Below are 25,916 nucleotides of genomic sequence, written 5' to 3'. Positions count from 1 at the left end.
CGGATGGACGCACGCGAGCTGATTTTCGGCGGAATGCGTCAGCCGAGAGTGAGCTGGGCGCGGTGGAAGTCGAAGTGCTTGCCCGGGTATCGGTAGACCTGCTCGAGGGTCATGGTCTCGGTGAAGAACGGATCCCAGCGCACCGGGAACGCCATGCTGAGCCGTAGGTTCGTCTCGGATTCCAGGGTGAGGGAGCGTTGCAGCTTCGCGATGACGCGGTCGCATTGGCGGCCCATCCGCCTTTGGTTGAAGACGGTGGCCGCCGCGCACGAGCCGAAATAGTTGATCTGGTGGAACACCGGTGTCGCGGCGTTCAGGGCGCGGGCGAACCCTCGGCCGACCGGGTCGGGCAGCCGGGAGAACACCCGGACCAGGATCAGCAGCCGCCGGACGACCATGTAGCCGAACACCATGTGGAACAGCAGTTGCTCGTTGGTCCAGCGGGTGCCGGACGAGCGCCGAGCGAGCTGCTCGGTACTCGCGCCGTCGACCAACTCGTGCAAGGCGACCCGGGCACGCTCCAGATCGGCGGCGATCGCGGCCCGATCAACCGGTGGCGGCTCGGACATCATGTGCCCCAACTGTTTCGAGAGGTTATTCGGCGACAGGAGAACGGCGTTCGAGGAAGACGGTGTCCCGCCAGATCCCGTCGAGCTGGGCGATGCGTTCACGGACACCGAGGGTGCGGAACCCGGCGGAGTGGTGCAGGGCAATGGAGGCCCGATTCTCCGGGAAGATCGAGGTCTGCAGCGTCCACAGCCCGGCCTCGTCGGCCGCGATCACCTGGGTACGCAGCAGCGCCTTACCGACGCCGCGCCCGCGCATGCCGTCGGCGACGTAGACGGAGTTCTCGGCCACCCCGGCGTAACAGTCCCGCCCGGAGGTCGGGGACAGCGCGGCCCAGCCGACCACAATGTCGTCGATCTCGGCGACCCACCGATGCCCCGGCAGCCACTGCGCGTCCAGAGCGGTCTGGAGGGGGACCTCGGTGGTGAAGGTGGCAGTGCGGGTGGCGATGCCCTCGCCGTAGATCCGGCGCACCGCGTCCCAATCCTGCTCGGCCATGGGGCGGACGGTGACGTCGTCGGGCAGGTCGTCCGGGCAGCACGGGCGCGGGGTCAGCACCCCCATCACCGCGTCCGCGGCGTGCGGCAACCCGGTGCAGCACGCCGGGTTGACCATGACGACGGTGCTGGTGCTCCGCTTGTGCACCGAGACGAAACCGACATCGGCGAGCTTGCGGACGTGGTGCGAGACGGTCGGCTGCCCGATCCCCAAGGCCTCCGCGAGCTCGCCCACGGTGATCCCGGCCGGACGGGAGGCGACCTGATGCAGCAGCCGCACCCGGGTCGGATCGGCCAGGCAGGCGAACCACCCGGCGTAGGTGGCCGCGTCCTCCGGCGCCAACGCATCCACTTCGCCGGGGGTGCGGACGGTGGGCATGTCCAGGGAAGTCATGCCCTCCACTATATCGATATCCATCGATGGTTGCATTCATCGACGCACGTCGATACTCTCCGATAGCAGAAGATCGATGAACGTCGATGGAAGGATTTTCGAGATGAACACCATGCCCGTAGTCGTCGTAGGCGCCGGACCGATCGGCCTCGCCGCCGCCGCCCAGCTGCGTGAACGCGGCCTGACCCCGCTGGTCTTCGAACGCGGTGACAGCGCCGGTGCCGCGATCGCCGAGTGGAACCACGTGCGGCTGTTCTCCCGGTGGGGGGAGCTGATCGACCCGGCCGCCCGCCGCCTCCTCGAGACCACCGACTGGACGGCCCCGGACGACGAGGCGTATCCAACCGGCCAGGACTGGACCCAGGACTACCTGGTCCCGCTGGCCGCCGCACTCGGCAACATCGTGAAACTGGGCACCGAAGTGGTCGGCGTGGCCCGTCGTGGGCGGGACCGGGTCGTCGACGCCGGCCGCGACACCGAACCGTTGTCGGTGCACCTGCGCCGTGCCGACGGCACCGAGGACCGCATCACCGCCCAGGCCGTGATCGACGCCTCCGGCACCTGGACCACCCCCAACCCGCTCGGCGGTGAAGGCCTGCTCGCGCTCGGCGAGAAAGCAGCGGCCGACGTCCTCGAATACCGGGTCCCGAACGTCGACGACCCCGAGGTGCGCGCCCGGTACGCGGGCAAGCACATCGTGATCGCCGGCAGTGGGCACTCCGCGCTGACCGCGATCGTCGCTTTGGCGGGCTTGGAGAAGCGGGCGCCGGGCACCCGGATCAGCTGGGTGCTGCGCCGCGGCGAGGTCGGGTCCACCTTCGGCGGCGGCGAGGACGACCAGCTGCCGGCCCGCGGCGCCCTCGGCCTGCGCGCCAAGGCCGCGGTCGACGAGGGGCTGCTGACGGTGGTTCCCGGGTTCCGCACCGCCACCATCGAACCCGACGGTGCGGACGGTCGGGTGGTGTTGGGGTCGGACACCGGAGCCCGAATCGAGGACGTGGATCGGGTGGTGGTGCTCACCGGGTTCCGGCCCGATCTGTCCTGGCTGTCGGAGATCCGCCTCGGCCTCGATCCGGTGCTGCAGGCCCCCACCGAGTTGGCGCCGCTGATCGATCCGAACGTGCATTCCTGCGGCACCGTCTACCCGCACGGGGTCGCCGAACTGTCGCATCCGGAGCCGAATGTGTTCCTGGTCGGGATGAAAAGCTACGGGCGGGCACCGACGTTCCTGGCGATGACCGGGTACGAGCAGGTCCGCAGCATCGCCGCCGCCCTGGCCGGGGACCACGAGGCCGCCGCCCGGGTCGAACTGACCCTGCCGGAGACCGGGGTGTGCGGCGGCGCCGGGGTGTTCGACGACCCCGACACCCCAGCGGCAGCGGAAGAATCCGTGGGGTGCTGCGCCGCCCCGGACCCGCAGCTGATCACCCTGTCCACCCGCGCGGGCGGATAACCCGGTGACCGGCGCCCGGACCCTGCCACAGACCGCGTCCCTCGACGAGACCGGTCTGCGGCGGGTGCTGGCGGTACTGTGCCTGACCGAGATCACCAGCTGGGGCATCCTCTACTACGCGTTCCCGGTGCTGTCGGTGTCCATTTCGGCGGACACCGGGTGGTCGCTGCCGGTGCTCACCGCCGCCTTCTCCCTCTCCCAACTCGCCGCAGCACTCACGGGCATTCCGGTGGGACGGATCATCGACCGCATCGGGCCCCGGGTCGTGATGACCGCCGGCTCCGTCGTGGCCGTCCCGTCCCTGCTGGTGGTCGCGGCCGCACCGAACCTGCCGATCTTCTACGCCGGATGGATCGCCGCCGGGATCGCGATGGGCGCGGTGCTGTATCCGCCCGCGTTTGCGGCGCTGACCCGCTGGTACGGCGACAAATACGTCAAAGCCCTGATGATCCTCACCCTCGCCGCCGGGTTGGCCAGCACCGTCTTCGCCCCGCTGACCGCGGAGCTGGTCGGCCGGTACGACTGGCGGGCCACGTATCTCGTCCTCGCCGCGATCCTGGCGATCATCACCGTGCCCGGGCACCTGCTGGGGTTGCGCGGTCGGTGGCCGCACCCACCTGCCCCGACCGGGAACCATCCGGTCGATCACCGGGACGCCTCCCGCAGCCCGGCATTCCTCGCCCTCGTTGCGGCCCTGAGTCTCGGGGCGTTCGTCGCGTTCGCCGGGGTGTTCAACCTGGTGCCGCTGCTGATCGAGCAGGGCTTCTCCCCATCCCTCGCCGCCCTGACGCTCGGACTCGGCGGTGCCGGGCAGGTTCTCGGCCGCCTCGGCTACCTCCCGATCGCTGCCCGCACCACCGCCCGCACCCGCATCGTGGTGATCCTCGCCGCCACCGCCGCGAGCACCGCGTTGCTCGGGATCGTGACCTCGGTGGTCGCGCTGATTGCTGTCGCCATCGGCGCGGGGCTGGTCCGCGGGATCTTCACCCTGATCCAGGCCACCGCGATCACCGACCGATGGGGCGCCACCCACTACGGACGCCTCAACGGGCTGATGTCCGCGCCGATCGTCATCATCATGGCCCTCGCCCCCTGGGCCGGGACCGCCCTGTCGGCGTGGACGGGCAGCTACGCCCACGCCTACCTCATCCTCGCCGCCCTCGCCGTGGTCGCCGCCCTCATCGGGGCCGCCAGCATCCCCCACCAGCGCAAAGCCGGAATCGCCCCCTGACACCTGGAAGGGACAATTGAAGTTGAAAGACTATGACGCCGGGTGTCGCTCGCGCTAGCCTCGTTCTTGCGTGCCCGTAACTTCGTCTGGCCTGAGTGGTTTCAGGTGGGGGTGTGGGGGGCGGTGGATCCGGACTTCTCATCTGTGCGACCCGCGGTCCCGATGAGCCCCTGCGCCTGGTTCGGAGGAACGGAAATACCGGAGGAGAGCTTGCTCATGACGCCGTCGACCGCACCCAATGTCGTCTTCATCCTCGTGGACAATTGCGGGTGGGGTGACTTCAGTTGTTACGGCGGGACCGTCCCGACGCCGCGGATCGATTCGCTTGCGGCCGACGGAATGCGCTTGAACAACTACACCGTCGAGGCGCAATGCACCCCGACGCGGTCAGCGATCATGACCGGCCGGCTGCCCGTGCGATCGGGGACCACGAAGGTGCCGTTGCCCGGCCAGGGCGATGCCGGGCTTGCGCCGTGGGAGTACACGTTGGCCGAGTTGTTCTCCGACGCGGGCTACGCCACCGCCGCCTTCGGCAAATGGCACCTGGGTGAAACGCCGGGCCGATTGCCCACCGACCAAGGCTTCGATGAGTGGTTCGGGATCAAGAACTCCTCCGATGAAGCGGGCTATGCGTCATACACGCGCTTCGGCGAACTGGGCTATCCCGAGCCCCAGTGGTGGGAGGGCGTCAAGGGCGAACCGGTAACGGCGGCCGGTGCCCTCGACCGGCGGTCCAAGGACCTGGGGGATGAGAAGATCACCGCGCGCACGGTGGACTACATTCGGCGGCACGCCCAGGCGCAGAAGCCGTTCTTCGTGTATACCGCACTTCTGCAGATTCATCCCCCCGTCGGCGTGCACCCGGACTTCAAGGGCACATCCGGTGGGGGACTGTATGCGGATTGCCTGACCGAGATCGACTTTCGCGTCGGCGAGATTCTGGATGCGATCAACGCCGCAGGCATCGCCCAGAACACCATCGTCGTTTTCAGCAGCGACAACGCCACCAGTCCCCTCAAGAGCGCGGACGGCGGGTCGAATGGTCCGTGGCAGGGCGATTTCTTCAACCCGCCGTTCGAAGGCAGCTACCGGGTATCGGCGGTGATCCGCTGGCCTGACCATGTCCCCGCCGGACGACAGAGCCAGGAACTGCTTTCCGCGGTGGACTGGCTACCCACGCTGGCCGGGCTGGTTGGGCAGTCACACCGGGTGCCCACCGACCGCCCCATCGATGGTGTCGATGCCGCCGACCATCTGTTGGGTAAGCAGGACACCTCCGGGAGGGATGCGGTCCTGTATTTCGGTCTCGACGGCCGGCTGATGTCGGTGAAATGGAAGAACTTCAAGGTCGTTTTCCGCAAGTCCGACGCCATCGATGCACCCATCACCGACGTACAGCTCCCGATGGTATTCAACCTCATCGGAGATCCCGGGGAGCGCTTCAATCTCTGGGAGGTGTCGATGGACATGGGCTGGGTGCTGCGCCCCGTACAGGAACAGATCACGCAATTTCAGCAGAGCGTGGCCGAGTACCCCAACATCGCGACAGGAGAAGACTTCACAGGCTACGCATCACCGCCGTGACGGAATCGCCCGGCCGCCGTTCACGCGGGGTTCTGAAGACAATGATGGTCAGGTTGTCGACGTGGCCGGCGCCTGGTGCGCCCCAGCTGATTCGTAACCTTAAATCGGAGGTTGGATGCACGACGTGATTACTCACCGTGATCTGTGGCTGGGGCGGTGTTGCTGAGGCCCTGGCTGTTGTCGGCCAGGGTCGGGCGTTTCGCAGTCGCTGCATATACCTTTCTTGCCTCGGCATTTTCGCGGTCGTGTGCTTCGTCGCAGATTTGCTGCGCCCAGTACGCATCCGATCGTGCCCGCGAAGCCCAAGGAACGCTCATGCGATGTCCTCTCCACGTGGGACGAGAGGAGACCGCTCCACCAGTTACGCGCTTCGCGTGGGCGGTGGTCCTATGCCACCGGCCGCGCCTGCCTTTTCCTTTGTACGCCTCAGCAGTGAGGTCTGTCGCCCCCAGCGGACCGGGTAGCGGCCTGTGCAACTCGACTCCCGAGCGCTGGACGCAGCTGAAGCCCGCTGGTGGCCCGCTCGCCCGGGGTCGATCCACCTGATTCGGCGGCTGGTGCGTCCAACTCGCGGGTGGTTCGTCTGAGGAGGTAACTCCCGCCCACATCGAGTGGGGGAACGCCCTTCTTCGAGAGGAATCCTCCGATGACCACCCACCTGTTCTTTCCCACCGGAACCGGCCACGAGGCCGGCGGCCACGGCGGGGGCGTGCGATGACCGCCCCCGCCGTCCTCGTCGAGGACCTGCACGTCGCTTACGGCACAACCTGGGCCCTCGACGGCGTCGACCTGTCCGCCGCTGCCGGGACCACACTCGGGGTCCTCGGCCACAACGGTGCCGGCAAGACCACCCTGATCCGCACCCTCACCACCCTGGTGCGCCCGACCGTCGGCCGCGTGCAGATCGAGGGCCTCGACGTCATCGCCGACGCCGACCGGGTGCGCCGCCGGATCGGGGTGACCGGCCAATACGCCGGACTCGACGAATTCCTCACCGCCCGCGAGAATCTGGAGCTGATCGGCCGACTGGCCGGGCTGCGCCGCACCGCCGCCCGGGCCCGGGCCGAAGCGCTGATCGACCGGCTCGGGCTGCAGGAATACGCGACGCGGCGGGTCGGGGAACTCTCCGGGGGCTCACGCCGCCGGGTCGATCTGGCCGCCAGCCTGGTCGGGTCCCCGTCGGTGCTGTTCCTGGACGAGCCGACCACCGGCCTCGACCCGATCGCCCGCGCCAGCCTGTGGGATGTCGTCGACGAGCTCACCGACGCTGGCACCACCGTGGTGCTCACCACCCAGTACCTCGAGGAGGCCGACCGGCTCGCCGACCACATCGTGGTCCTGGCCCGGGGCCGGGTCGCCGCCCGCGGCACCCCCGCCGAGCTGAAACGGATCGTCGGCGGCAAGGTCCTGACCGCCACCATCCCCACCCACCAACTGGGAAGTCTGCCGTTCATCCCGGACACGGACCGGGTCGACGGCGACAAGGTCCGGGTGTCGGTCACCGTCGACGACGCCCCGGCCGCGACCGCCCTGGTCGCCGGCCTGCACCGCGGCGGCATCGAGGTCACCGATTTGGACGTGACCTCGCCGAGCCTCGACGACGTCTTCACCCACCTCGCCCACTCAGGAACCCACAAATGACCACCACCGCCACCTCGATCGGCCGGTCCCCGGTCGTAGACCAGCTCGCCGCCCTGACCGTCCGGAACCTGCGCACCAGCGCCCGCGTCCCGCAATTGCTGATGTTCTCGCTGACCATGCCGATGGCGATGCTGGTGCTGTTCAGCCAGGTGTTTCGCAGCGTCGCCGCCGGACCCGGTTTTCCGGCCGGGGTCAGCTACATCGTCTTCCTCACCCCGGCGATGCTCGCCGTCTCCACGGTGATGGCCGGCACCAACGCCGGAGTGTCCGCCGCGATCGATCACACCAACGGCCTGCATGACCGCTTCGCGGCCCTGCCGATGCGCGCAGGCCTACCCGGTATCGCTCGCACCATCAATGAGGCCGTGTTCACACTCGCTCGGGCTGCGTTGCTCGGGATCGCCGCCGTGGCTTTGGGTTTCGAGTTCCACGGCAGTGCCGTCGATGCCGTCGCCGCGGTCGTGGTGCTGGTGGTGTTGGCGGGGGCGATGAGCGCGTTGTTCGGACTGATCGGGGATCGGCTGCGGCGCCCGGACGTGGTCCAGTTCACCGGGATGATGGTGATGATGCCGCTGATGTTCGTCTCGAGTGCGTTCGCGCCGATCGAGACCATGCCCGGTTGGATGCAGGCAATGGCCACGGTGAATCCGGTCGCACACGCCACCGACGCCCTGCGCGGACACGTCCTCGGCACCGCCACCGCGGGGGACACTCTCACCGCCCTGATTGCGGCGATCGGGTTGTGGGCGCTGGTGACCGCCGTTCCGGTTCTCACCCGCCTGGTTCGGTTGGCACGCGGCCGCTGATTGAACGGAGGACACACCCGCCCTGTCCTTCCACCAAGAGACGGGGCGGGTTCTTCGTGTGCGCTGTCCGTCCCGGAGCCGTGGCACTCTTCTGGCCCCTACCCCGGTGGAGAGGGTAGAGGCTGAGAGAGTGCTGTGGTCAGCGGATACGCCCGGTGCGGGCGTCGACGGCGCTCATGCGGCGGCGTCGAGCAGATGCAGTTCCTCCGCCACGATCAGATCGACCTCTTCGCTGGTCAGACCCGAAAATAGATGTGTGGTCAGCATCGCTCTCACCTCCTCACCGCGCTTCTACTGGTGCGTCGAATCGGAGAACCCGACATCGACATCGACACCCATACAGACGAGGTAAACCGGATTCGGACGCAGACTGCATCGGATCGCGGGTGCGTCCGATTGCGGCCGCCGCCGTCGGTACCGGAGAGGACGTCCCCAGGGGTCGCAACCGCGCCGCCTGACGGGGATGCTGGAAACGGAAAGGAACCACGGATCATGAGCGAGGAATCGACCACTACCGCGACCGCACCCCATCAGGAGCCAGCTGATCTCGATCAGCTCTGGCGCCGCTTCTCGAGCGATTTGCGGGCCTTCATCGCCCGCCGAGTCTCCCGGCCCGAGGACGCCGACGACATCTTGTCGATCGTGTTCCTGCGAATGGCCAAGAGCCTGGACAATCTGCGCGATCAGGACCGGCTCCTGGGCTGGATGTACGCCATCACCCGCAACGCGATCACCGACTACTACCGGTCCGCGCCCCATCGGCGTGAGCTGGCCGTCGACGCCGTCCCTGAAAACCCTGCCGAACCGGACACCGACGAGGTGGCGGAGAAGGAACTCGCCTCCTGCCTGGTGCCGATGCTCTCCGGGCTGCCCGCCGAGCAGGCCGCGGCGGTGAAGATGGTCGACCTCGACGCCCGAACCCACGCCGCGGCCGCGGGTGAGGCGGGAATCTCGGTGTCCGGGATGAAATCCCGGGTCCAGCGAGGCCGCGCCGCCCTTCAGGCCCAATTGCACGCGTGTTGTGAGATCAGCCAGGACCGCGCCGGCCATGTGCACGACTACCAGCCCCGCAGCGGATCCTGCGCCTGCGGAGCCACACCCACGACGGACCAGTAGACCGCTACACCGTCTCTGGTGACGGCGGTCGCCTGTCCCCAGCCCAGACGGAGGTGCGGTGCGAGCCCATATTCGCTCGCACCGCACCACCGTGTTGCCGGGTAAGGACTACTGGCAGCCGCACCCGCCGCCGGCCGTTGCCGCCGGACCGCAGCACGTCGACTTCTCGCTCTGGTCGCAGCAGGTGGTCTGCCGTTCGGTGCTGCAACACGTCGGCGCCGCGGCCTGCGGAGTCGTGTCCGTCCGATCGGTCGCCGGGGTCTCGAACTCGTTCGGGTTGGTCATGGTGAACTCCTTGATCCGTGGGGATGGGTACCAGAACAGGCGGAGGAGAATGGGAATGGACGCAGACCGCGGTCAGTTCCGCGCCAGCCGTGCCGGATCCAGATCGAGTTTTCGCAACAGCTGCGCGTTGAGGGCGACGACGATGGTGGAGACGGACATCAGGATCGCCGCCACCGCGGGGGAGATCGCGACCCCGGCGAACGCGAGCACACCGGCGGCCAACGGCACGGCGATGATGTTGTAACCGGTGGCCCACACCAGGTTCTGCCACATCTTGCGGTAGCTCGCCTGCGACAGGTCGATGATCGACAGCACCGCGCGGGGGTCGTCGGCGGCGAGGACGACTCCCGCCGATTCGATGGCGACGTCCGTGCCGGCTCCGATGGCGACACCCACGTCGGCGCGGGCGAGCGCGGGGGCGTCGTTGACCCCGTCGCCGACCATCGCGACGCGGTGGCCGCGGGCCTGGAGTGCGGCCACCTGCGCGTCCTTGTTCTCGGGCAGGACGTCGGCGAACGCCTCGTCGATCCCGAGGTCGGCGGCGACGGCGTCGGCGACCTGCCGGGCGTCGCCGGTGATCATGGCGACCTTCACACCCCGTGCGTGCAGGGCGTCGATCGCCTGCCGGGACTCCTCGCGGACGGCGTCCTCGAGCGCCACCGCGCCGAGTGCCTTCCCGTCGCGGACGACGTGGAGGACGGCGGCGCCGCGCTCGACCCACCGTTTCGTCTGCGCGGCAACGTCATCGGGGACCGTTACGTTCAGTTCGGCGAGCATTGCCGGCCCGCCGACGGCCACCTCCGCGCTGTCGGCCACGGCGCGCACCCCGCGACCCGGCAGTGACCGGAAATCGGACGCGGTGCGGCGGGACTCGGCGGGAACCTTCGCGGCAGCCTCGGCGACGATCGCACGCGCGACCGGGTGCTCGCTGTCCGCCTCCACGGCGCCGGCGAGCGCGAGCAGGTCGGTGTCGGTGACACCGGCCGTCGCGACGAGGCCCGTCACCGCGTGCCTACCCTGGGTGAGGGTGCCGGTCTTGTCGAACAGGACGACGTCGACGTTGCGCATGCGTTCGAGAGCCAGCCGGTCCTTCACCAGCACACCGGCCCGCGCGGCGCGTTCGGTGGAAATGGCGATCACGAGGGGGATCGCCAGGCCGAGGGCGTGCGGGCAGGCGATGACGAGGACGGTGACGGTCCGGACGACTGCCTCGTCCAGGTTGCCCAGCAGCGACCACACCACGAACGTGAGAAGCCCTGCGACGGAGGCGAAGTAGAACAGGAACGCGGCCGCACGGTCCGCGAGGGCCTGGGCGCGGGACGACGAGGACTGCGCGTCGGCGACCAGACGCTGGATACCCGCGAGAGCGGTGTCCTCCCCCACGGCGCCGACGGTGAGCCGCAGCGCGCTGTCGGTGGCGACGGTGCCCGCGACCACGGGGTCGCCGATCGTCCTTGTGACGGGGTTGGATTCGCCGGTGATCATCGATTCGTCGACCTCCGCGCGGCCGTCCGCGACGGTGCCGTCGGCGGGGATGCGGCCGCCGGCCCGCACAAGCACCAGGTCGCCGGTGACGAGTTCGGAGACGGGGACCTCGGCGACGCCGTCGCCGGTGACCCGGTCCGCGGTGTCCGGCAACAGCGCGGCGAGCGCGTCGAGGGCACCGGACGCCGACCCCAGCGCCCGCATCTCCAGCCAGTGACCGAGCAGCATGATGACGATGAGAAGCGCCAGTTCCCACCAGAAGTCGAGGTTGAACCCGCCGATCTGCAGGGTCGTCACCCACGACGCGAGGAACGCGACCGTGATCGCCATCCCGATCAGCAGCATCATGCCCGGCTGCCGCGACTTCAGTTCGCTCCATGCACCGGTGAGGAACGGTGCGCCGCCGTAGAAGAAGATCGCGGTACCGACCACCGGCGGAATCCACGACGCGCCGGGAAAGTCGGGGACGGTGTAACCGAGGAGGTCGGCGAACATGTGGCTGAACACCACCACCGGCACCGACAGCGCGAGACTGATCCAGAACTTCTGCCGGAACACCTCACCGTGCGCGCCGTGGCCGGCGTGCCGATCGGTGTGGCCGTCGTGATCGTGTCCGGTGTGCCGGACCTGTTCCATTTCCTTCTGATGATCGTGAGACATGCCTGCTCCCTCGGAAGCTGCTCTCGTGGTCAGGTTTTCAGGAACGCACCAGTCGTGCGATGGCGTCGGTGGCTTCCTTGATCTTCGCGTCCGCCTCGGAGCCGCCCGCGACGGCGGCGTCGACGACACAGTGGCTGATGTGGTCTTCGAGCAGGCCCAGCGCCACCGCCTGCAGCGCCTTGGTCATCGCCGAGACCTGGGTGAGGATGTCGATGCAGTACTTCTCGTCCTCGACCATCCGCTGCAGACCCCGCGCCTGGCCCTCGATGCGGCGCAGTCGCTTGAGGTAGTCGTCCTTGGCGCTGATGTATCCGTGGCCGGACTCGTGGTCGGTGTGCGGTTGCTCGGTCATGATTGTTCCCCTCGGGTGGGAGTGGTCAGCGGTTGGAACCGGCGCAGTCGCAGGCTGTTGCTCACGACGAACACCGAAGAGAATGCCATGGCGGCACCGGCCAGCATGGGGTTGAGCAGACCCGCCGCCGCCAGCGGCAGCGCCGCGACGTTATAGGCGAAGGCCCAGAACAGGTTTCCCTTGATCGTGCTCAACGTTCTGCGCGACAGCCGGATTGCGTCGGCGGCGGCGCGGAGGTCGCCGCGGACCAGCGTGAGGTCGCTGGCCTCGATGGCCACGTCCGTGCCGGTGCCCATGGCCAGGCCGAGGTCGGCCTGCGCGAGCGCGGCGGCGTCGTTGACCCCGTCGCCGACCATCGCGACCACCTTGCCCTCGGCCTGCAGACGCTTGACCACGTCCACCTTGTCCTGCGGCAGCACCTCCGCGATCACCTCGCCGATGCCGACCTGATCGGCGATGGCCCGGGCAGCGGACTTGTTGTCGCCGGTGAGCATGATCGGGGTGAGGCCGAGTTCCCGGAACTGCGCAACCGCCTCGCGGGACGTCGGCTTGACGGTGTCGGCGACGACGAGCACGCCGCGCGCCTTGCCGTCCCAGCCGATCCCGACCGCCGTCTTGCCCTCCGACTCCGCCGCCTCGACGACCCGCTGGAGTTCGGTGGTGAGGTGCAGCGACCAGTCGCGGAGCAGTTTCGCGCGGCCGATGACCACCGCATGTCCGTCGATCATGCCCTGGACGCCGAGGCCCGCGACGCTGGTGAACTGTTCGACGTCGGGAAGGGTCGTCAGTCGCTCCTTCGCGCCGCGGGTGATCGCCCGGGCGATGGGGTGCTCGGACGCGTCCTCGAGTGCCCCGGCGAACCGGAGAACCTGCTCCTCGTCCTGACCGTCGGCGGCGATCACGTCGTGCAGCGACATCGTGCCGGTGGTGACGGTGCCGGTCTTGTCGACCACAACGGTGTCGACGCGCCGGGTCGATTCCAGAACCTCGGGGCCCTTGATCAGGATGCCCAGCTGGGCGCCCCGTCCGGTGCCGACCATGAGGGCGGTCGGGGTGGCGAGTCCGAGCGCGCACGGGCACGCGATGATCAGGACGGCGACGGCGGCGGTGAACGCGGCGGCGACCGCACCGCCGGTTCCGATCCAGAAACCGAGGGTCGCGACCGACAACGCGATCACGATCGGAACGAAGATGCCGGAGATCCGATCGGCCAGTCGTTGCACCTCGGCCTTGCCGGTCTGCGCGTCCTCGACCATCCACGCCATCTGCGCGAGCTGGGTGTCGGCTCCGATCCGGCTGGCGCGAACCACGATCCGGCCGCCGACGTTGACCGTCGCGCCTGCCACCTCGGAGTCGGGCGACACCTCGACGGGCACGGATTCACCGGTCAGCATCGACGCGTCCACCGCCGACGAGCCCTCGACGACGACGCCGTCGGTGGCGATCTTCTCGCCGGGGCGGACGACGAACAGGTCGCCGACGTCGAGCTGGTCGATGCCGATCAGCTGTTCGGTGCCGTCCCACAGCACCGACACTTCCTTGGCGCCCAGCTCGAGCAGCGCCCGCAGCGCCGCACCGGCCCGCCGCTTGGCGCGGGCCTCGAAATAGCGGCCGGCGAGGATGAACGTGGTGACGCCCGCCGCGGCCTCCAGATAGATGTTGCCGGTGCCGTCGACCCGCGCGATCGTCAGCTCGAACGGGTGCGTCATCCCCGGCATGCCGGCGGTGCCCCAGAACAGCGCGTACAGCGACCAGCCGAACGCGGCCAGCGTGCCCATCGACACCAGCGTGTCCATGGTCGCCGTGCCGTGCCGCAGATTCGTCCACGCGGCCTTGTGGAACGGCCACGCACCCCACACCACGACCGGGGCCGCGAGGGTGAGCGACAGCCACTGCCAGTTGGTGAACTGCAGCGCCGGGATCATCGCCATTGCGATGACGGGGACCGTCAGCACCGCCGACACGAGCAGCCGCTGCCGCAGTTCCGCCGCCGGGTCCATTTCCTCCGGAGCCGGGGGCTTCACCTCGGGCAGTCGCGCCGTGTATCCGGCCTGCTCCACCGTCGCGACGAGATCCTCGGGCGAGATGTCGGCGGCGTCGTAGTGGACGCGGGCCTTCTCCGTCGCGTAGTTGACGGTCGCGGTGACGCCGTCGAGTTTGTTCAGCTTGCGCTCGATGCGGTTGGCGCACGACGCGCACGTCATCCCGCCGATGGCCAGTTCGATCTGAGAATCGGGTGGTGCCGCGATGTCGGCCCCGTGGGTCATCACTTCTCCTCCGGTGCGGCGGTGGCGGTGAATTCCGCGGTGTGGACGGCGCCGGCGTGCTGGAAGTCCAGGAACAGCCGGTAGTCGCCCGCGCTGGGTGCGGTGACGGCGAAGTCGATCCCGGGACCGGCCGCGGTGACGCCGTCGCCGGGATGTCCGTCGGGGTGGACGTGCAGGTAGCCGAGGTCGGTGGTGCGCAGCGCCACCAGGTGGCCGTATGCGCCGAGGTACGGCTGCAGATCGGTGACGGGCCGTCCGTCGCGGCTCACCGAGAGCGTGACGTTCGACGTCTCACCCGGTCGCAGCGTGCCGTCGAGGGTGACGGTGTAGCCGTCCGCGGTGGTGGTCGGTGCGGGTGCGGGCAGTTCCTGCGGGTCGTAGGTGCCGGCGACGCGCAGGTCCGTGCCCAGGGTGACGCCTTCCCCGCCTGCCGGGGTGAAGTCCGCGAACACGCGGTAGTCGCCGCCGCGGGTGAGGTCGAGGGGGACGCTCCACGTTCCGGCCGCGTCGAGAGTCGGGTGCACGTGCTGGAATCCGGCGAGGTCGCGGCGGACGACGATCAGGTGCAGTAGTTTCTCGTGCTCCGGGGTGTAGTCCGTCACGGGTACCCCCGAGGGGTTCGTGATCCGGAACTGCACCGGGACCGCGGGACCGGCGGTGACCTGGTCGGATGCCAGTTCGAGGGTGTAACCGTCCGCCGTGGGCGACAGTCCGCCCGGCGTCGGGTCGGCGGCGGCGTCATGACCCGCCGCGCTGTGCCCGTCGTCCCCGGCCGTGTGCGCCGCGGGCTCGGCCACGTCCGGGCCGGCAACCGACCCGAGGGCGAGCGCGGCACCGAAGATCACGACGAGGCCGACGGTGAATCCGGCGAACTTGCCGGTTGCGTTCATGATGGGGCTCCTGTGCTGGAGTTTGCCGGCTCAGCCGGCGACTGAGTACCCGGCTTCTTCGACGGCACCCGCGACGGCGCCCGGGTCGAGGTCGGTGGTGCTCTCGATGACGACCGTGCCGGTGGCCAGATCGACGTTCACGGCGGTGACGCCGGGGAGTTCGCTGATCTCCTCGGTGACCGAGGACACGCAGTGGTCGCAGGTCATGCCGGTGACGGTGACGCTGGAGGTGCTCACGGGGGTTCGCCTCTCTTCGGGGTATCGATGTCTTCTCTGAGAACTACCATACCCCCCTACCGTATTCCCGCAAGCGTGTGCCGAGTCGGTGTTCCTCGCCCACGCGGGCCCGAAAAGGTGATTGAGTGGTGTACCGCATATCACCGGGAACGGAGCCTGGCAATGTCGATGGACACGTTTCGCACCCAGACGCTGCGCCGCACACCGCTCGCCGAGAACCCCGACCCGGTGCGGAATGCCTGACGACGGCCGGAAGCGGGTGGACGCCACCACCCTGACCGGTGTGCCCGCGACGATGATGTGGACGCTCCGCAACCGCGCCGTCGAGGCGGCGCGCCCGGACACCGCGTTCGAGGACCCGCTCGCCGTGAAGCTCTACGAGACCCTCGACTATCCGTACGAGAACTTCGGGAAACCCGGTCAATCCCACGCCCTGCGCGCGCAGGCGTTCGACGACGAGATCCGGGCATTCCTCGCCGCCCACCCCGACGGAACCGTCGTCGCGCTCGGCGAGGGATTGCAGACCAGCTACTGGCGGATCGGCGACCCCGACGTCCGGTGGGTGTCGATCGACCTGCCCGAGGTGATCGCGCTGCGCAGGCAACTGCTGCCGGACGAGCCGAACGTCACCACCCTCGCGGTGTCCGCACTCGACCGCTCCTGGATGGACCACGTCGACACCGGCCGGGGTGTGTTCGTCTCGGCGGAGGGCCTGCTGATGTATCTGCCACCCGACGAGTCGCTGTCCCTCATCGGCGACTGCGCCCGGCGATTCCCCGGGGCCGGATGATGTTCGACTCGGTGCCGAAATGGTTCAGCCGTAAGACGCTGAAGGGACTGCGGATCCACGGCGACTACACCGTCCCGCCGATGCCGTTCCACCTCTCCGCAGGCGAGGCGGAAGACCTGCCCGACCGGGTGCCTCACCTCGAGTACACCCGCGAGGTCGCGTTACCGCTCGGCCGGGGCCTGTGGGGTTCGGCTTTGCTCCGCCGGCTGTCGGACATGCGGCCGCTGCGCGACTCGCGCCCGATGCTGACCCTGTGCGGATTCGCGGGCTGAACCCCGTCCGACGAGCGGTGTGGGCCGACCCGCAGCAGAATGGTGCAATGGCGGACCGCGGATTCACCCCGACACAGCTCGCGGCACGTGCCGCGTACCTGCTTCGCGGCAACGACCTCGGCACCATGACGAGTGCTGCGCCGCGCTTGTACCCGCACATGTGGAGTTGGGACGCCGCGTTCGTCGCGGTCGGACTGGCGCCGCTGAGCGTGGAGCGGGCCGTCGTCGAACTCGACACCCTGCTGTCGGCGCAGTGGAAGAACGGGATGATCCCGCACATCGTGTTCGCGAACGGCGTCGACGGATACTTCCCCGGCCCCGGGCGGTGGGAATGCGGGACGCTCGCGGCGCACGCGCCGAGCGGAACGCAGACGTCGGGGATCACGCAGCCGCCCGTCCACGCCATCGCCGTGCAGCGCATCCTCGACCACTCACGCAGGCACGGTCGCAGCACCCGCGCCGTCGCCGAGGAGTTCCTCGACCGGCGCTGGCCCGACCTCGTGCGCTGGCACCGCTGGCTCGCCCACGCCCGCGACCTCGACGGCAACGGCCGGATCGCGCTGTATCACGGCTGGGAATCCGGCATGGACAACTCGCCGCGCTGGGACCACTCGTACGCCAACGTCGTGGCCGGGGCGATGCCCGCATATCTGCGCGAGGACCTGTCCCACGTCGCCGACACGGGACAGCGGCCGTCGAACGGCGAGTACGACCGCTACCTGTGGCTGCTCGAGGAAATGAAGACCGTCCGCTACGACGACGCGGAACTGGCCACCGCCATGAGCTTCGCGGTGGAGGACGTGTTCGTCAGCGCTGTGTTCTCGATGGCGTGCGAGGTGCTCGCGACCATCGGTGAGGAACATTCGATGCCGAACGCCGACGTCCGGGAACTGCACGGGTGGGCGGCCCGGTTCCGGCAGGGCGTCCTCACGACTACCGACGAAAGGTCGGGGGCGGCACGCGATTTCGATCTGCGGAGCGGCCGGTGGATTTCCACCGAAACCCTGGCGATGTTCTCGCCCCTGCTGTGCGGCGGTCTGAGCCGCGACGCCGAACGCGCCCTGCTCCGCACGTTCGAGGGGCCGAAGTTCTGCGGCCACCCCGACCTCCGGTACGCCGTGCCGCCGTCGACGTCGCCGGTGTCGGGCGACTTCCGTCCGCGCGAATACTGGCGTGGTCCGGTGTGGCCGGTGATGACGTGGCTGTTCTCCTGGGCGTTCGCTCGGCGCGGGTGGGCCGAGCGCGCCCACCTGCTGCGGTCCGAGGGACTGCGGCAGGCCAGCGACGGCAGCTTCGCCGAATACTACGAACCGTTCACCGGTCAGCCCCTCGGCAGCATGCAGCAGTCGTGGACGGCCGCTGCGGTTTTGGACTGGTTGGGCTGACGCCCCCGTGAGTACTTATTAACCGCCCGTGGTTAATAAGTACTCACGGGCGCGAAGCGCATGGGACCGAGTTCGGCGTACCGGTCGCCGGGGCCCGGGTTGTCGGCCGGGGCGGCGCCGCCGAGGTGGTGCATCACTCCCCAGACGGCGTTGAGCGCGGTCTGCACGGCGCCCTCCGCCCAGCCCGCGGTCCAGGAGATGTCGTCGCCGGCCAGGAATATGCCGCGGTGCCGCGGGTCGAGTTCGTCCTGCATGAAATGGCTGAACAGCCGCTCCTGGTACCGGTAGTGACCGGGGAGGTTCGCCTTGAACGCACCCATGAAGTCGCGCTCGGTCTCCCACGACAGCGTGACGGGGGTGGCGATGATGTGACTGCGGAAGTCCACGCCCGGGTAGATCTCCTCGAGCGACTTGATCATCAGGTTCATCCGCTCGGTCGCGTCGAGCGGCAGCAGTTTGAGCGAATCGTCGGACCACGTGTAGGACAGGCAGATCAGGCCGGGCTTGTCGTCACCCTGGTCGAGAAGGTAGGTGCCGCGGCTCATCCGGTCCGTCAGCGTCATGCTGACGAGGTCGCGGCCGGTCACCGGGTCCTTGTCCTTCCAGAACGGACGGTCCACGAGGGCGAACACCTTCGTCGAACCCATGTAGTGGGTACGTTCGATGGCGGTCCAGTGGTCGATCGGGAACAGGTCGTCGTCGCAATGAATGTTGTTGAGCAGCATCCAACTCTGCGCCGTGAAGACGGCGGCCGGATAGGTGCGGATCTCACCGGACGAGTCGGTGACCGTCACCTGATGGGGGGCGGTGCGCCGGACCGCCGTGACGCGGGGACGGGTTTCCCCGCCGTTCAGCGAGCGCACCGAGGTGCCGTCCGGCCAGTGCGCCATCCCCGTCGGGGTGTCCGTCCACAGGCGTAGCGGCAGTTGCTGCGACCCGCCGACGATGCCGCGGTGGTGGTCGTCGGCGGCGGTGATCACGACGCGCAGGATCTCGAGGATCGAGTTGGGGAAATCGGTGTCCCAGCCGCCCGTTCCGAAACCGACCTGCCCGAACATTTCCCGGTGCCGGAACGACGCGAAGTGCTTGGACGACGCGAGGAAGCCGTAGAACGTCTGATCGTCCAGTCGGACCACGAGGTCGTTCCAGATCCGCTTCAGTTCGGCGGTGTCGCGGTCGCGGATCGCCTGCTGGAGCGGGATCAGTTCGGCGTGCTCCTCGAGCGTGCGCTGCCACGCGTCGGAGACCTCCCGGAACACGGGCGGCAGATCGTCGAGGTGCTGTGCGTAATACGTTTCGCCCTTGAGGTCGATGACCGTGCTGGGGGTGGCATCGGCGAGCGGGTTGGGAAACGCCTCGGTCCGCAGTCCGGTGGCGTCGAGGTAGTGGAACAGGGTGGTCGACGACGGTGGGAACCGCATCGCGCCCATCTCGGCCACCACACCGGGGTGTCCCTCGAACGGCTGCGACCGCATCCGGCCGCCGATCTGATCCGCTTCGTAGACAATCGGTTTGAGGCCGATCTTCATCAGTTCGTACGCCGTGACCATGCCGGACAGCCCGCCGCCGATCACCGCCACCTCGCTGCCGTGCCGGTCGGCGGGCACCGAACCGAGGCCCGACGGGTGGGTGATGTAGTCGTCGTAGGCGAACGGGAAGTCGGGACCGAACATCGTCAGCGGCGGGACGTCGGTGTCCGTGGCGGTGCTGTCCGGGGTGACGGGGATCGTCATGAAGTCTTCTCCTGCAGGAAGGGGTAGAGGTCGACGCGGCGGTCGTCGAGATGGGTGTTGTCGCGGCGGGATCGGTGGAGGACGTCGAGTTCGAGGTCGACGATCGCCAGTTCTTCGTGGCGGCCTGCCCGGGCGAGTTCGGTGCCGTCGGGTGCGATCGCGCAACTGGATCCGCAGTAGTCGAGGTCGGTTTCAGTGCCGCACCGGTTGACGTACGTGACGAACACCTGGCTCTCGTAGGCCCGGGTGGGGACGACGCTCTCCGCGATGAATTCGTACGGACTCATCAGGCCGGTGGGGACGACGAGCCACTGTGTTCCCCGGTCGGCATGGGCGCGAACGGCTTCCGGGAACTCGACGTCGTAGCAGATCAGGAGTCCGCACCGGATGCCGTCGTGGTCGAACTGGACCACCAGTTCGTCGCCGGCCGCGAAGTGCGACCGGTCGAGTTCGCCGAACAGGTGGGTCTTGCGGTAGTTCGCGAGCGAGTTCCCGGACGCGTCGAAAGCCTGCACGCTGTTGTAGACGACGTCGCCGTCCGCCTCCGGGTAGCCGTAGACGACGGTGATGCCCGACTCGTGCGCGATCTCCGCGATCCGTGCCGCGATCGGTCCGTTGGCGGGTTCCGCTCGCTCCGCGATGAGGGATCCGATGTTGTAGCCGGTGGCCGACATTTCCGGGCAGACCAGGATGGACGCCCCGGCGGCCGCTGCCGTCTGCGCGGCGGAGGCGATGTCGGCGAGGTTCGCCGCGACGTCGAAGGAGAGTTCGGGACCTTGGAACAGTGCCGCTCTCATTGCGCTGTCACCTCTTCCGGACTGCTGCGGAGTTCGGACTTGCGGACGCCGTACGCGAAATAGATCGCGAGCCCCACCGCCATCCACAGCGCGAACGCCACCCACGTCGACACGCCGAGGCCGAACAGCAGCAGCGCGCAGAACACGACGCCGAGGACCGGCATCAGTGGGAACAGCGGGGTCCGGAAGCTGCGGTGCAGGTCGGGATGGCGGCGGCGCAGGATGATGACGGCGATGTTGACGAGCATGAACGCGAACAGCGAGCCGATGCTCGTCGCGTCGGCCAGTTCGCCCAGCGGCACGAACCCGGCGAGCGCGGACACGACGGCGCCGACGACGACGATGTTGACGACGGGCACCCGGGTGCGCGGGCTGACGCGGGAGAAGATCCGCGGAACGAGGCCGTCGAGCGACATCGCGTACAGAATGCGGGTCTGCCCGTACATCACGGCGAGGACGACGCTGGCGATGGCGATCACCGCGCCCGCGGACAGGAAGATGGCGGGCCAGGTGCTGGTGGTCGCGGCATTCAGGATGGTCGCGAGTGCGGCGCCCTCACCGGCGATGTCCTGCCAGGGCATCGCGCCGACGGCGGCGATCGCGACCAGGCAGTAGAGGGCTGTGACGATCACGAGGGAGAGGATGATGGCGCGGGGCAGGTCGCGTTTCGGGTTCTTCGCCTCGTCGCCGGCGGTCGAGGCGGCGTCGAATCCGATGTAGGCGAAGAACACCTGGGAGGCCGCGGCCGTCACGCCTGCCGCGCCGAGGGGAACGAACGGTGCGAAGTTCCCGGCGCGGAACGCGGTGAACGCGACCGCGCAGAAGAACACGAGCACGAGGACCTTCAGCGCGACCATGACCGTGTTGACCAGGGCGCTCTCGGACGCGCCGCGGGTCAGCAGGACCACCGCGACGAGCACGATGACGATGGCGGGCGCGTTGACGATGCCGCCCGCTCCCGGTGATTCGCTGATCGCGGCGGGGAGCGCGATGCCGAACATGCCGTGGAGGAGTTCGTTAATGTATTCGCCCCAGCCGACGGCGACGGCCGCGACCGAGACGCCGTATTCGAGCATCAGACACCACCCGCAGATCCACGCGAACAGTTCGCCCATGGTTGCGTAGGTGTACGAGTAGGAGCTGCCGGAGACGGGGATGCTGCCCGCGAGTTCCGCGTAGGAAAGCGCGGAGAACAGTGCGGTGAACGCCGCGAGCACGAACGCGAGGACGACGGCGGGGCCGGCCTTGGGTGTCGCCTCGCCGAGGATGACGAAGATGCCCGTGCCCAGCGAGGCGCCGATGCTCAGTGCGGTGAGGTGCACCAGGCCCATCGACCGTGCGAGGCCGTGACCGGGTTCCTGGTCGTTGCGCGCGACGATCGCCTCGACCGATTTGCGGGCGCGCAGTGCGCTGGCCAGTCCCGGCGGGCGCGGAGAAATTTTGGTGATGTCCAACGTTGAGCTCCTGAGCGGTGGAGTGATGCGCACAACAATGAACGGGCGAGCCGTGACTGTCAACACATGTTTCCTAAACCGCTTGATGGTTTCCTAGCGGGAGGTGGGCCGGACGTCGTCCGGTAGTGCGGGGGCAAGAATCCACAGAACGGTCGCGGTGTCGTCGCCGAGTGCGCGGAAGCTGTGCGGCAACTGGGGCGAGAAGGTGAACGCGTCCCCGGTCGCGAGCGACACGTCCTCCCCGGCCCCCTGGCCGTTGAAGGAAATGCAGATCTCGCCCGAGACGACGTAGACGAAGGCGACGTCGACGGGCAGTTCGTACGTTTCCGAGCCGCTCCCGCCGCCGGGTTCGATCCGGCTCAGGAGCGACTGGACGCGGCGCTCGCCGAACGGGGTCAGCAGGAACTCGGCCATGCGCTCCCCGCCGAAGCTGATCGGCGGATAGGCGTCGGCGCGTACCACCTCACCTGCGGCGGAGCTCTCGAACAGCGACCCGACGGGAATGTTCAGCGCGGCGCAGATCCGCACCAGGGTCGCCACGGACGCGCTGGCGTGGTCGCGCTCGATCTTCGACAGGTAGCCCTTGGTGATGCCGCAGCTCGCGGCCAGTTCGTCGAGGGTGAGGCGCTGGGCCTGCCGGGCCGCCTTGAGCCGGGGGCCGATCCTGGGCGCGTCGACGCCCGACGCGCCTTCGGCTGCGAGCTCGTTCGCCATGCATCGATCCTTCGTTCGTGTCTCGTATAGGAAACAGGTGTTGACAAGAATGCGTTCCAAGGAAACGATACGACGAAGCCACGTCTCCGGCACACACCGAAGGATTCCGATGACTACAGACCACGACGCAATAAAGGGCCCCGTCGACGCGACCCGCACCCCGCGCTACGCCGAACCCAGCACGTTCGCCCGCCTCCCCCGGCTCGACGAGGTGTCCCGCGCCGACGTCACGGTGCTGGGTGTCCCGTTCGACTCCGGTGTGAGCTACCGTCCCGGCGCACGCTTCGGCCCCGGCCACATCCGCGCCGCGTCGAAACTGCTCCGCCCGTACAACCCCGCACTCGACGTGCACCCCTTCGGTGCCCAGCAGGTCGCCGACTTCGGCGACATCGGCGTCAATCCGTTCGACATCCAGGAAGCCCTGGCCACGGTCGACGGCGCCGTCACCGACCTCCGCAAGGACGGCTCGACCGTGCTGACGCTCGGCGGCGACCACACCATCGCCCTTCCGATCCTGCGTTCGCTCGCCCGCGACCACGGTCCGATCGCCGTCCTGCACTTCGACGCGCACCTCGACACGTGGGACACCTACTTCGGCGCCCCCTTCACGCACGGCACCCCGTTCCGGCGGGCCAGCGAGGAGGGGCTGATCGACCTCGAGCGGTCGCAGCACATCGGCATCCGCGGCCCGCTGTACAGCAAGAAGGACCTCGAGGACGACGCCGTTCTCGGCTTCCAGGTCATCCGCTCCGACGACTACGAGGTGGACGGCGTCGCCAGCATCGTCGAACGGATGCGTCGACGGCTCGACGGCGGTCCGGTCTACGTGTCCGTCGACATCGACGTCCTCGATCCCGCGCACGCGCCGGGCACCGGAACCCCCGAGGCCGGCGGCATGACGTCCCGCGAACTGCTGAACACGCTGCGCGGACTCGTCGGCCTGAATGTGGTCGGCGCCGACATCGTGGAGGTCGCCCCCGCGTACGACCATGCCGAGATCACCGGCATCGCGGCAGCGCACGTCGCGTACGAGCTGCTGTCGGTGCTCGCGATCAACGCGTCGTCGGCTTCCGGACGGGCAGGCCGCGGTGAGGCACTCCGGCAGGCGGCGTATGTGACGAAGTGAAGTCTGTTGCCACGTGCGGGCAGCGGGAAGACGTTACCCTCGGGCGCATGGCTATCGGGGTGAAGGTCCGAAGGTTCTCCAAGATCGCACCGCTACTGCTCGCCGGTGCACTCACGGCCGCGGTGCCGGGGCACGCCGTAGCCGAGCCCGTCCGAGGTCCGGACGTGGCCTCGTGGCAACACCCGGGCGGGTCGCCGATCGACTGGTTCTCCGTCCGCAACGCAGGCCACGACTTCGCGATGGTCAAGGCCACCGAGAGCCTCAACTACGTCAATCCGTACTTCGTCCAGGACTGCCTCGCCATGCGCGTCGCCGGCGTCGCCCGGGGTGCCTACCACTACGCAGACCCCACCCAGTCGCCCGAAGCACAGGCCGCCTTCTATTCGACGGTGGTCCTCGGCATCAACGGTCCGGGCGACATGCCCCCGGTCCTCGACCTCGAGCATTCCGCCGGACTGCCGCCCGCCGCGCTGATCGACTGGACGCACCGCTACCTCAACACGGTCCAACAGCTCACCGGCCGTCAGCCGATCATCTACACCTACCCGACCTTCTGGCGGACGGCGATGGCGAACACCAACGAGTTCGCCGGATATCCCCTGTGGATCGCCGACTACAACGGCCAGAACACCCCCGGCCCCCTCCCTGGCGGCTGGAGCAACTGGACGTTCTGGCAGTACACGAGCACCGGTCGCATTCCCGGCGTCAACGGCGACGTCGACCTCAACGTCTACAGCGGGGCACAGGGTGACTTCGCGCGGTACTCCAACAGCGCCTCACCCTTCGGCAGCTGAGGGCCGGCGGGCGCGATCAGCTGCAGGCCGGATTTCCGGGGAACGGGGGAACTCCGGCGCGGCATCCGACGTCGGTCACGGCGGTCAGTCGCTCGACCGGTTCGCGGATCTCGAGCGCCGGCAGGAGGCCGTCGTTCAGGAGAGCGTTCTTCGTCGCGGGTGCGGTGGCGTTCCCGTCCAGCGTTCTGCGTGCTCGCGCGAAGTTGACGAGTTCGTCGTACACCATCGACAACGCCGCCTCGGTCGTCTGGTCTTCTGGGTTCAGTCCGGCGAAGTCCACACCCGTCTCGTATTCGTGGCGGAGCGCGTGCGGACCCTGGTCGCAGGTGGGCTGATTCAGATCGATCCGGAAGTCCTGTCCGGCAGGACCCGGCGGCGTGATCGTGCCGGCGTCGGTGCACACGTGGTGCGAGATGCGGTCACCGAGAGCGTGAAGGTAGATACCGGTCCGTGCGTTCCAGGAATTCTCGCCGACCCACGAGTCGAACTGTGACGACAGGACGTTGTCGGTGATGACCTGCTGCCCGGTCATGTTGGTGAACGGGATGGCAGCCGGAGTCTCGAGGCTGTACGTGCCGTTGATCGGGACCGGATTCGCGTCTCCGTAACACGTTGCGCCCGTACCGTAGTCGCCGTTCGCGGAGGGATTCGTGAACCCTCCCGTGCACAGTGGCGCGTTGCTTCCCGGCCCGGCCATGGCCCACGTCCGCAGGTGCGTGAGCATGATCTCGTGCCGCGGATCGTCGACGTTCGGCTGCAACCCGTTGGGCAGGGGATCGGTCGGCCCGCGCAACGTGGGCAGGAAGTGGAAGAGGAACCCGCCGGTGTCGAAGTGGGTGCGCACCAGGCCGCTGATGTCCTTGGTGGTCAGCGCGTCGGCGCCGGCGGCAGGCCTGCCGAAGATGTCGCGTGGGATGAACGTGCCGAGGTCGGTCGCCTCGTCGTACGCCGCGATCCAGTACGCATCCTGTTCGGAGAAGCCGACGGTGCGGGCGATGATGTACGTCGAGTCCGAGTGCACGAGACTCCGTCCGCCGAGCGGGCGGCGCAACGTGACCCCGTAGCTGACGAAGGCCTCGGCGCCGCAGATCGGCGAGTTGGGATCGTCGAGTGGGCATTCGGGTGGCAGCGGAGCGCAATTGTGCGGCGGGGCACCGTCCTCGGTGTAGCAAATGTCCTCGGCAAATCCGTACACCGGTGGTGGTGACACGACGAAAGCGGCTGCGGTGAGCGTCAGCGCCACGATGGTTCCACCGGCTCTTCGAGCGAATCTTCTCATCGAGGTGCACCTTTCGGTGAGGACGAGTATTCCCACATTAACACCGGGGAATACGTGCGCGGACCGGATTTCGACGCGGGGTCGAAAGCGTCACCACCGGTGACTAT

At 68.5% G+C, this 25,916-nt stretch carries 22 protein-coding genes and 1 pseudogene; 10 read left to right on the top strand and 13 right to left on the bottom strand.

Annotation, left to right across the window (positions count from 1 at the left end; all coding sequences use genetic code 11):
- Nucleotides 1–38: 38 nt before the first annotated feature.
- Both I1A62_RS26095 and I1A62_RS26090 read right to left on the bottom strand, forming a co-directional pair.
- Nucleotides 39–569: a DinB family protein gene (locus I1A62_RS26095; protein ID WP_124389607.1), complete on the bottom strand. Its 531-nt coding sequence runs from the start codon at nt 567–569 to the stop codon at nt 39–41.
- A 25-nt stretch (nt 570–594) separates the two neighbouring features.
- Entirely contained in the window at nt 595–1,458 is an 864-nt protein-coding gene (locus tag I1A62_RS26090) for a metalloregulator ArsR/SmtB family transcription factor (protein ID WP_124389516.1), read from the bottom strand.
- 103 nt (nt 1,459–1,561) lie between these two features.
- On the opposite strand from I1A62_RS26090, the gene I1A62_RS26085 reads away from it, so the two are divergent.
- From I1A62_RS26085 to I1A62_RS26060, 6 genes are all read left to right on the top strand, one after another.
- A complete protein-coding gene (locus tag I1A62_RS26085) occupies nt 1,562–2,911 on the top strand; it encodes an NAD(P)-binding domain-containing protein (protein WP_219461024.1) in 1,350 nt (449 codons plus the stop codon).
- 4 nt (nt 2,912–2,915) lie between these two features.
- Entirely contained in the window at nt 2,916–4,142 is a 1,227-nt protein-coding gene (locus I1A62_RS26080) for an MFS transporter (RefSeq protein WP_219461022.1), read from the top strand.
- Between the two features lie 216 nt (nt 4,143–4,358).
- A complete protein-coding gene (locus tag I1A62_RS26075) occupies nt 4,359–5,726 on the top strand; it encodes an arylsulfatase (RefSeq protein WP_219461020.1) in 1,368 nt (455 codons plus the stop codon).
- Between the two features lie 714 nt (nt 5,727–6,440).
- Nucleotides 6,441–7,367 carry an ATP-binding cassette domain-containing protein gene (locus I1A62_RS26070; protein ID WP_219461018.1) on the top strand — a complete coding sequence of 309 codons (927 nt, stop codon included), beginning with the start codon at nt 6,441–6,443 and terminating at the stop codon, nt 7,365–7,367.
- Entirely contained in the window at nt 7,364–8,173 is an 810-nt protein-coding gene (locus I1A62_RS26065; RefSeq protein WP_219461017.1) for an ABC transporter permease, read from the top strand. The genes I1A62_RS26070 and I1A62_RS26065 overlap by 4 nt, the downstream gene beginning before the upstream one ends.
- A 492-nt stretch (nt 8,174–8,665) precedes the next feature.
- Entirely contained in the window at nt 8,666–9,289 is a 624-nt protein-coding gene (locus tag I1A62_RS26060) for a sigma-70 family RNA polymerase sigma factor (RefSeq protein ID WP_219461015.1), read from the top strand.
- 108 nt (nt 9,290–9,397) lie between these two features.
- On the opposite strand, the gene I1A62_RS26055 is transcribed toward I1A62_RS26060, so the two are convergent.
- The 6 genes from I1A62_RS26055 to I1A62_RS26030 form a co-directional block, all read right to left on the bottom strand.
- On the bottom strand, nt 9,398–9,574 hold the full coding sequence (locus I1A62_RS26055) for a hypothetical protein (protein ID WP_192581701.1): 177 nt from the start codon (nt 9,572–9,574) through the stop codon (nt 9,398–9,400).
- A gap of 72 nt (nt 9,575–9,646) precedes the next feature.
- Entirely contained in the window at nt 9,647–11,719 is a 2,073-nt protein-coding gene (locus I1A62_RS26050) for a copper-translocating P-type ATPase (RefSeq protein WP_219461011.1), read from the bottom strand.
- Nucleotides 11,720–11,756: 37 nt separating this feature from the next.
- Nucleotides 11,757–12,071 carry a metal-sensitive transcriptional regulator gene (locus I1A62_RS26045; RefSeq protein WP_072945011.1) on the bottom strand — a complete coding sequence of 105 codons (315 nt, stop codon included), beginning with the start codon at nt 12,069–12,071 and terminating at the stop codon, nt 11,757–11,759.
- On the bottom strand, nt 12,068–14,338 hold the full coding sequence (locus I1A62_RS26040) for a cation-translocating P-type ATPase (RefSeq protein WP_219461007.1): 2,271 nt from the start codon (nt 14,336–14,338) through the stop codon (nt 12,068–12,070). Before I1A62_RS26040 ends, I1A62_RS26045 begins: the two co-directional genes overlap by 4 nt.
- Nucleotides 14,338–15,228 carry a hypothetical protein gene (locus I1A62_RS26035; protein ID WP_219461005.1) on the bottom strand — a complete coding sequence of 297 codons (891 nt, stop codon included), beginning with the start codon at nt 15,226–15,228 and terminating at the stop codon, nt 14,338–14,340. Before I1A62_RS26035 ends, I1A62_RS26040 begins: the two co-directional genes overlap by 1 nt.
- 30 nt (nt 15,229–15,258) lie before the next feature.
- Nucleotides 15,259–15,465 carry a heavy-metal-associated domain-containing protein gene (locus I1A62_RS26030; protein WP_124389526.1) on the bottom strand — a complete coding sequence of 69 codons (207 nt, stop codon included), beginning with the start codon at nt 15,463–15,465 and terminating at the stop codon, nt 15,259–15,261.
- A 235-nt stretch (nt 15,466–15,700) separates the two neighbouring features.
- Between I1A62_RS26030 and I1A62_RS26025 the strand changes: the two are divergent.
- Nucleotides 15,701–16,527 (top strand): annotated as a pseudogene (locus I1A62_RS26025) (class I SAM-dependent methyltransferase).
- A 47-nt stretch (nt 16,528–16,574) separates the two neighbouring features.
- Nucleotides 16,575–17,912 carry an amylo-alpha-1,6-glucosidase gene (locus I1A62_RS26020; RefSeq protein WP_124389528.1) on the top strand — a complete coding sequence of 446 codons (1,338 nt, stop codon included), beginning with the start codon at nt 16,575–16,577 and terminating at the stop codon, nt 17,910–17,912.
- A 32-nt stretch (nt 17,913–17,944) separates the two neighbouring features.
- On the opposite strand, the gene I1A62_RS26015 is transcribed toward I1A62_RS26020, so the two are convergent.
- From I1A62_RS26015 to I1A62_RS26000, 4 genes are all read right to left on the bottom strand, one after another.
- Nucleotides 17,945–19,645, bottom strand: coding sequence for an NAD(P)/FAD-dependent oxidoreductase (locus I1A62_RS26015; protein ID WP_219461003.1), 1,701 nt, complete (start codon nt 19,643–19,645; stop codon nt 17,945–17,947).
- Nucleotides 19,642–20,442 carry a carbon-nitrogen hydrolase family protein gene (locus I1A62_RS26010; RefSeq protein ID WP_219461001.1) on the bottom strand — a complete coding sequence of 267 codons (801 nt, stop codon included), beginning with the start codon at nt 20,440–20,442 and terminating at the stop codon, nt 19,642–19,644. The genes I1A62_RS26015 and I1A62_RS26010 overlap by 4 nt, the downstream gene beginning before the upstream one ends.
- Nucleotides 20,439–21,896 carry an amino acid permease gene (locus tag I1A62_RS26005; RefSeq protein WP_219460999.1) on the bottom strand — a complete coding sequence of 486 codons (1,458 nt, stop codon included), beginning with the start codon at nt 21,894–21,896 and terminating at the stop codon, nt 20,439–20,441. Before I1A62_RS26005 ends, I1A62_RS26010 begins: the two co-directional genes overlap by 4 nt.
- A 93-nt stretch (nt 21,897–21,989) precedes the next feature.
- The gene (locus I1A62_RS26000; protein ID WP_219460996.1) at nt 21,990–22,610 is read right to left on the bottom strand and encodes a helix-turn-helix domain-containing protein; all 621 of its coding nucleotides are present in this window, start codon (nt 22,608–22,610) and stop codon (nt 21,990–21,992) included.
- 109 nt (nt 22,611–22,719) lie between these two features.
- On the opposite strand from I1A62_RS26000, the gene speB reads away from it, so the two are divergent.
- On the top strand, nt 22,720–23,736 hold the full coding sequence (gene speB, locus I1A62_RS25995; RefSeq protein WP_219460994.1) for an agmatinase: 1,017 nt from the start codon (nt 22,720–22,722) through the stop codon (nt 23,734–23,736).
- 47 nt (nt 23,737–23,783) lie between these two features.
- A complete protein-coding gene (locus I1A62_RS25990) occupies nt 23,784–24,530 on the top strand; it encodes a glycoside hydrolase family 25 protein (protein ID WP_219460991.1) in 747 nt (248 codons plus the stop codon).
- Between the two features lie 16 nt (nt 24,531–24,546).
- Here I1A62_RS25990 and I1A62_RS25985 read toward each other — a convergent pair whose 3' ends face one another.
- Nucleotides 24,547–25,809, bottom strand: a complete 1,263-nt coding sequence (locus tag I1A62_RS25985) for a hypothetical protein (protein WP_219460990.1) — start codon at nt 25,807–25,809, stop codon at nt 24,547–24,549.
- Between the last annotated feature and the right edge of the window lie 107 nt (nt 25,810–25,916).

Source organism: Rhodococcus sp. USK10 (assembly GCF_019378875.1).
Classification (GTDB): Bacteria; Actinomycetota; Actinomycetes; order Mycobacteriales; family Mycobacteriaceae; genus Rhodococcus_F; species Rhodococcus_F pseudokoreensis.
The sequence above is the reverse complement of the archived record's forward strand: the minus strand, read 5'-3'. Positions and strand labels throughout refer to the sequence as shown.

Coding starts and splice junctions, on each gene's coding strand:
- I1A62_RS26095 (WP_124389607.1), bottom strand. CDS start 569: ATGTCCGAGCCGCCACCGGTTGATCGGGCCGCGATCGCCGCCGATCTG.
- I1A62_RS26090 (WP_124389516.1), bottom strand. CDS start 1,458: ATGACTTCCCTGGACATGCCCACCGTCCGCACCCCCGGCGAAGTGGAT.
- I1A62_RS26085 (WP_219461024.1), top strand. CDS start 1,562: ATGAACACCATGCCCGTAGTCGTCGTAGGCGCCGGACCGATCGGCCTC.
- I1A62_RS26075 (WP_219461020.1), top strand. CDS start 4,359: ATGACGCCGTCGACCGCACCCAATGTCGTCTTCATCCTCGTGGACAAT.
- I1A62_RS26070 (WP_219461018.1), top strand. CDS start 6,441: ATGACCGCCCCCGCCGTCCTCGTCGAGGACCTGCACGTCGCTTACGGC.
- I1A62_RS26065 (WP_219461017.1), top strand. CDS start 7,364: ATGACCACCACCGCCACCTCGATCGGCCGGTCCCCGGTCGTAGACCAG.
- I1A62_RS26060 (WP_219461015.1), top strand. CDS start 8,666: ATGAGCGAGGAATCGACCACTACCGCGACCGCACCCCATCAGGAGCCA.
- I1A62_RS26055 (WP_192581701.1), bottom strand. CDS start 9,574: ATGACCAACCCGAACGAGTTCGAGACCCCGGCGACCGATCGGACGGAC.
- I1A62_RS26050 (WP_219461011.1), bottom strand. CDS start 11,719: ATGTCTCACGATCATCAGAAGGAAATGGAACAGGTCCGGCACACCGGA.
- I1A62_RS26045 (WP_072945011.1), bottom strand. CDS start 12,071: ATGACCGAGCAACCGCACACCGACCACGAGTCCGGCCACGGATACATC.
- I1A62_RS26040 (WP_219461007.1), bottom strand. CDS start 14,338: ATGACCCACGGGGCCGACATCGCGGCACCACCCGATTCTCAGATCGAA.
- I1A62_RS26035 (WP_219461005.1), bottom strand. CDS start 15,228: ATGAACGCAACCGGCAAGTTCGCCGGATTCACCGTCGGCCTCGTCGTG.
- I1A62_RS26020 (WP_124389528.1), top strand. CDS start 16,575: ATGGCGGACCGCGGATTCACCCCGACACAGCTCGCGGCACGTGCCGCG.
- I1A62_RS26015 (WP_219461003.1), bottom strand. CDS start 19,645: ATGACGATCCCCGTCACCCCGGACAGCACCGCCACGGACACCGACGTC.
- I1A62_RS26010 (WP_219461001.1), bottom strand. CDS start 20,442: ATGAGAGCGGCACTGTTCCAAGGTCCCGAACTCTCCTTCGACGTCGCG.
- I1A62_RS26000 (WP_219460996.1), bottom strand. CDS start 22,610: ATGGCGAACGAGCTCGCAGCCGAAGGCGCGTCGGGCGTCGACGCGCCC.
- speB (WP_219460994.1), top strand. CDS start 22,720: ATGACTACAGACCACGACGCAATAAAGGGCCCCGTCGACGCGACCCGC.
- I1A62_RS25990 (WP_219460991.1), top strand. CDS start 23,784: ATGGCTATCGGGGTGAAGGTCCGAAGGTTCTCCAAGATCGCACCGCTA.
- I1A62_RS25985 (WP_219460990.1), bottom strand. CDS start 25,809: ATGAGAAGATTCGCTCGAAGAGCCGGTGGAACCATCGTGGCGCTGACG.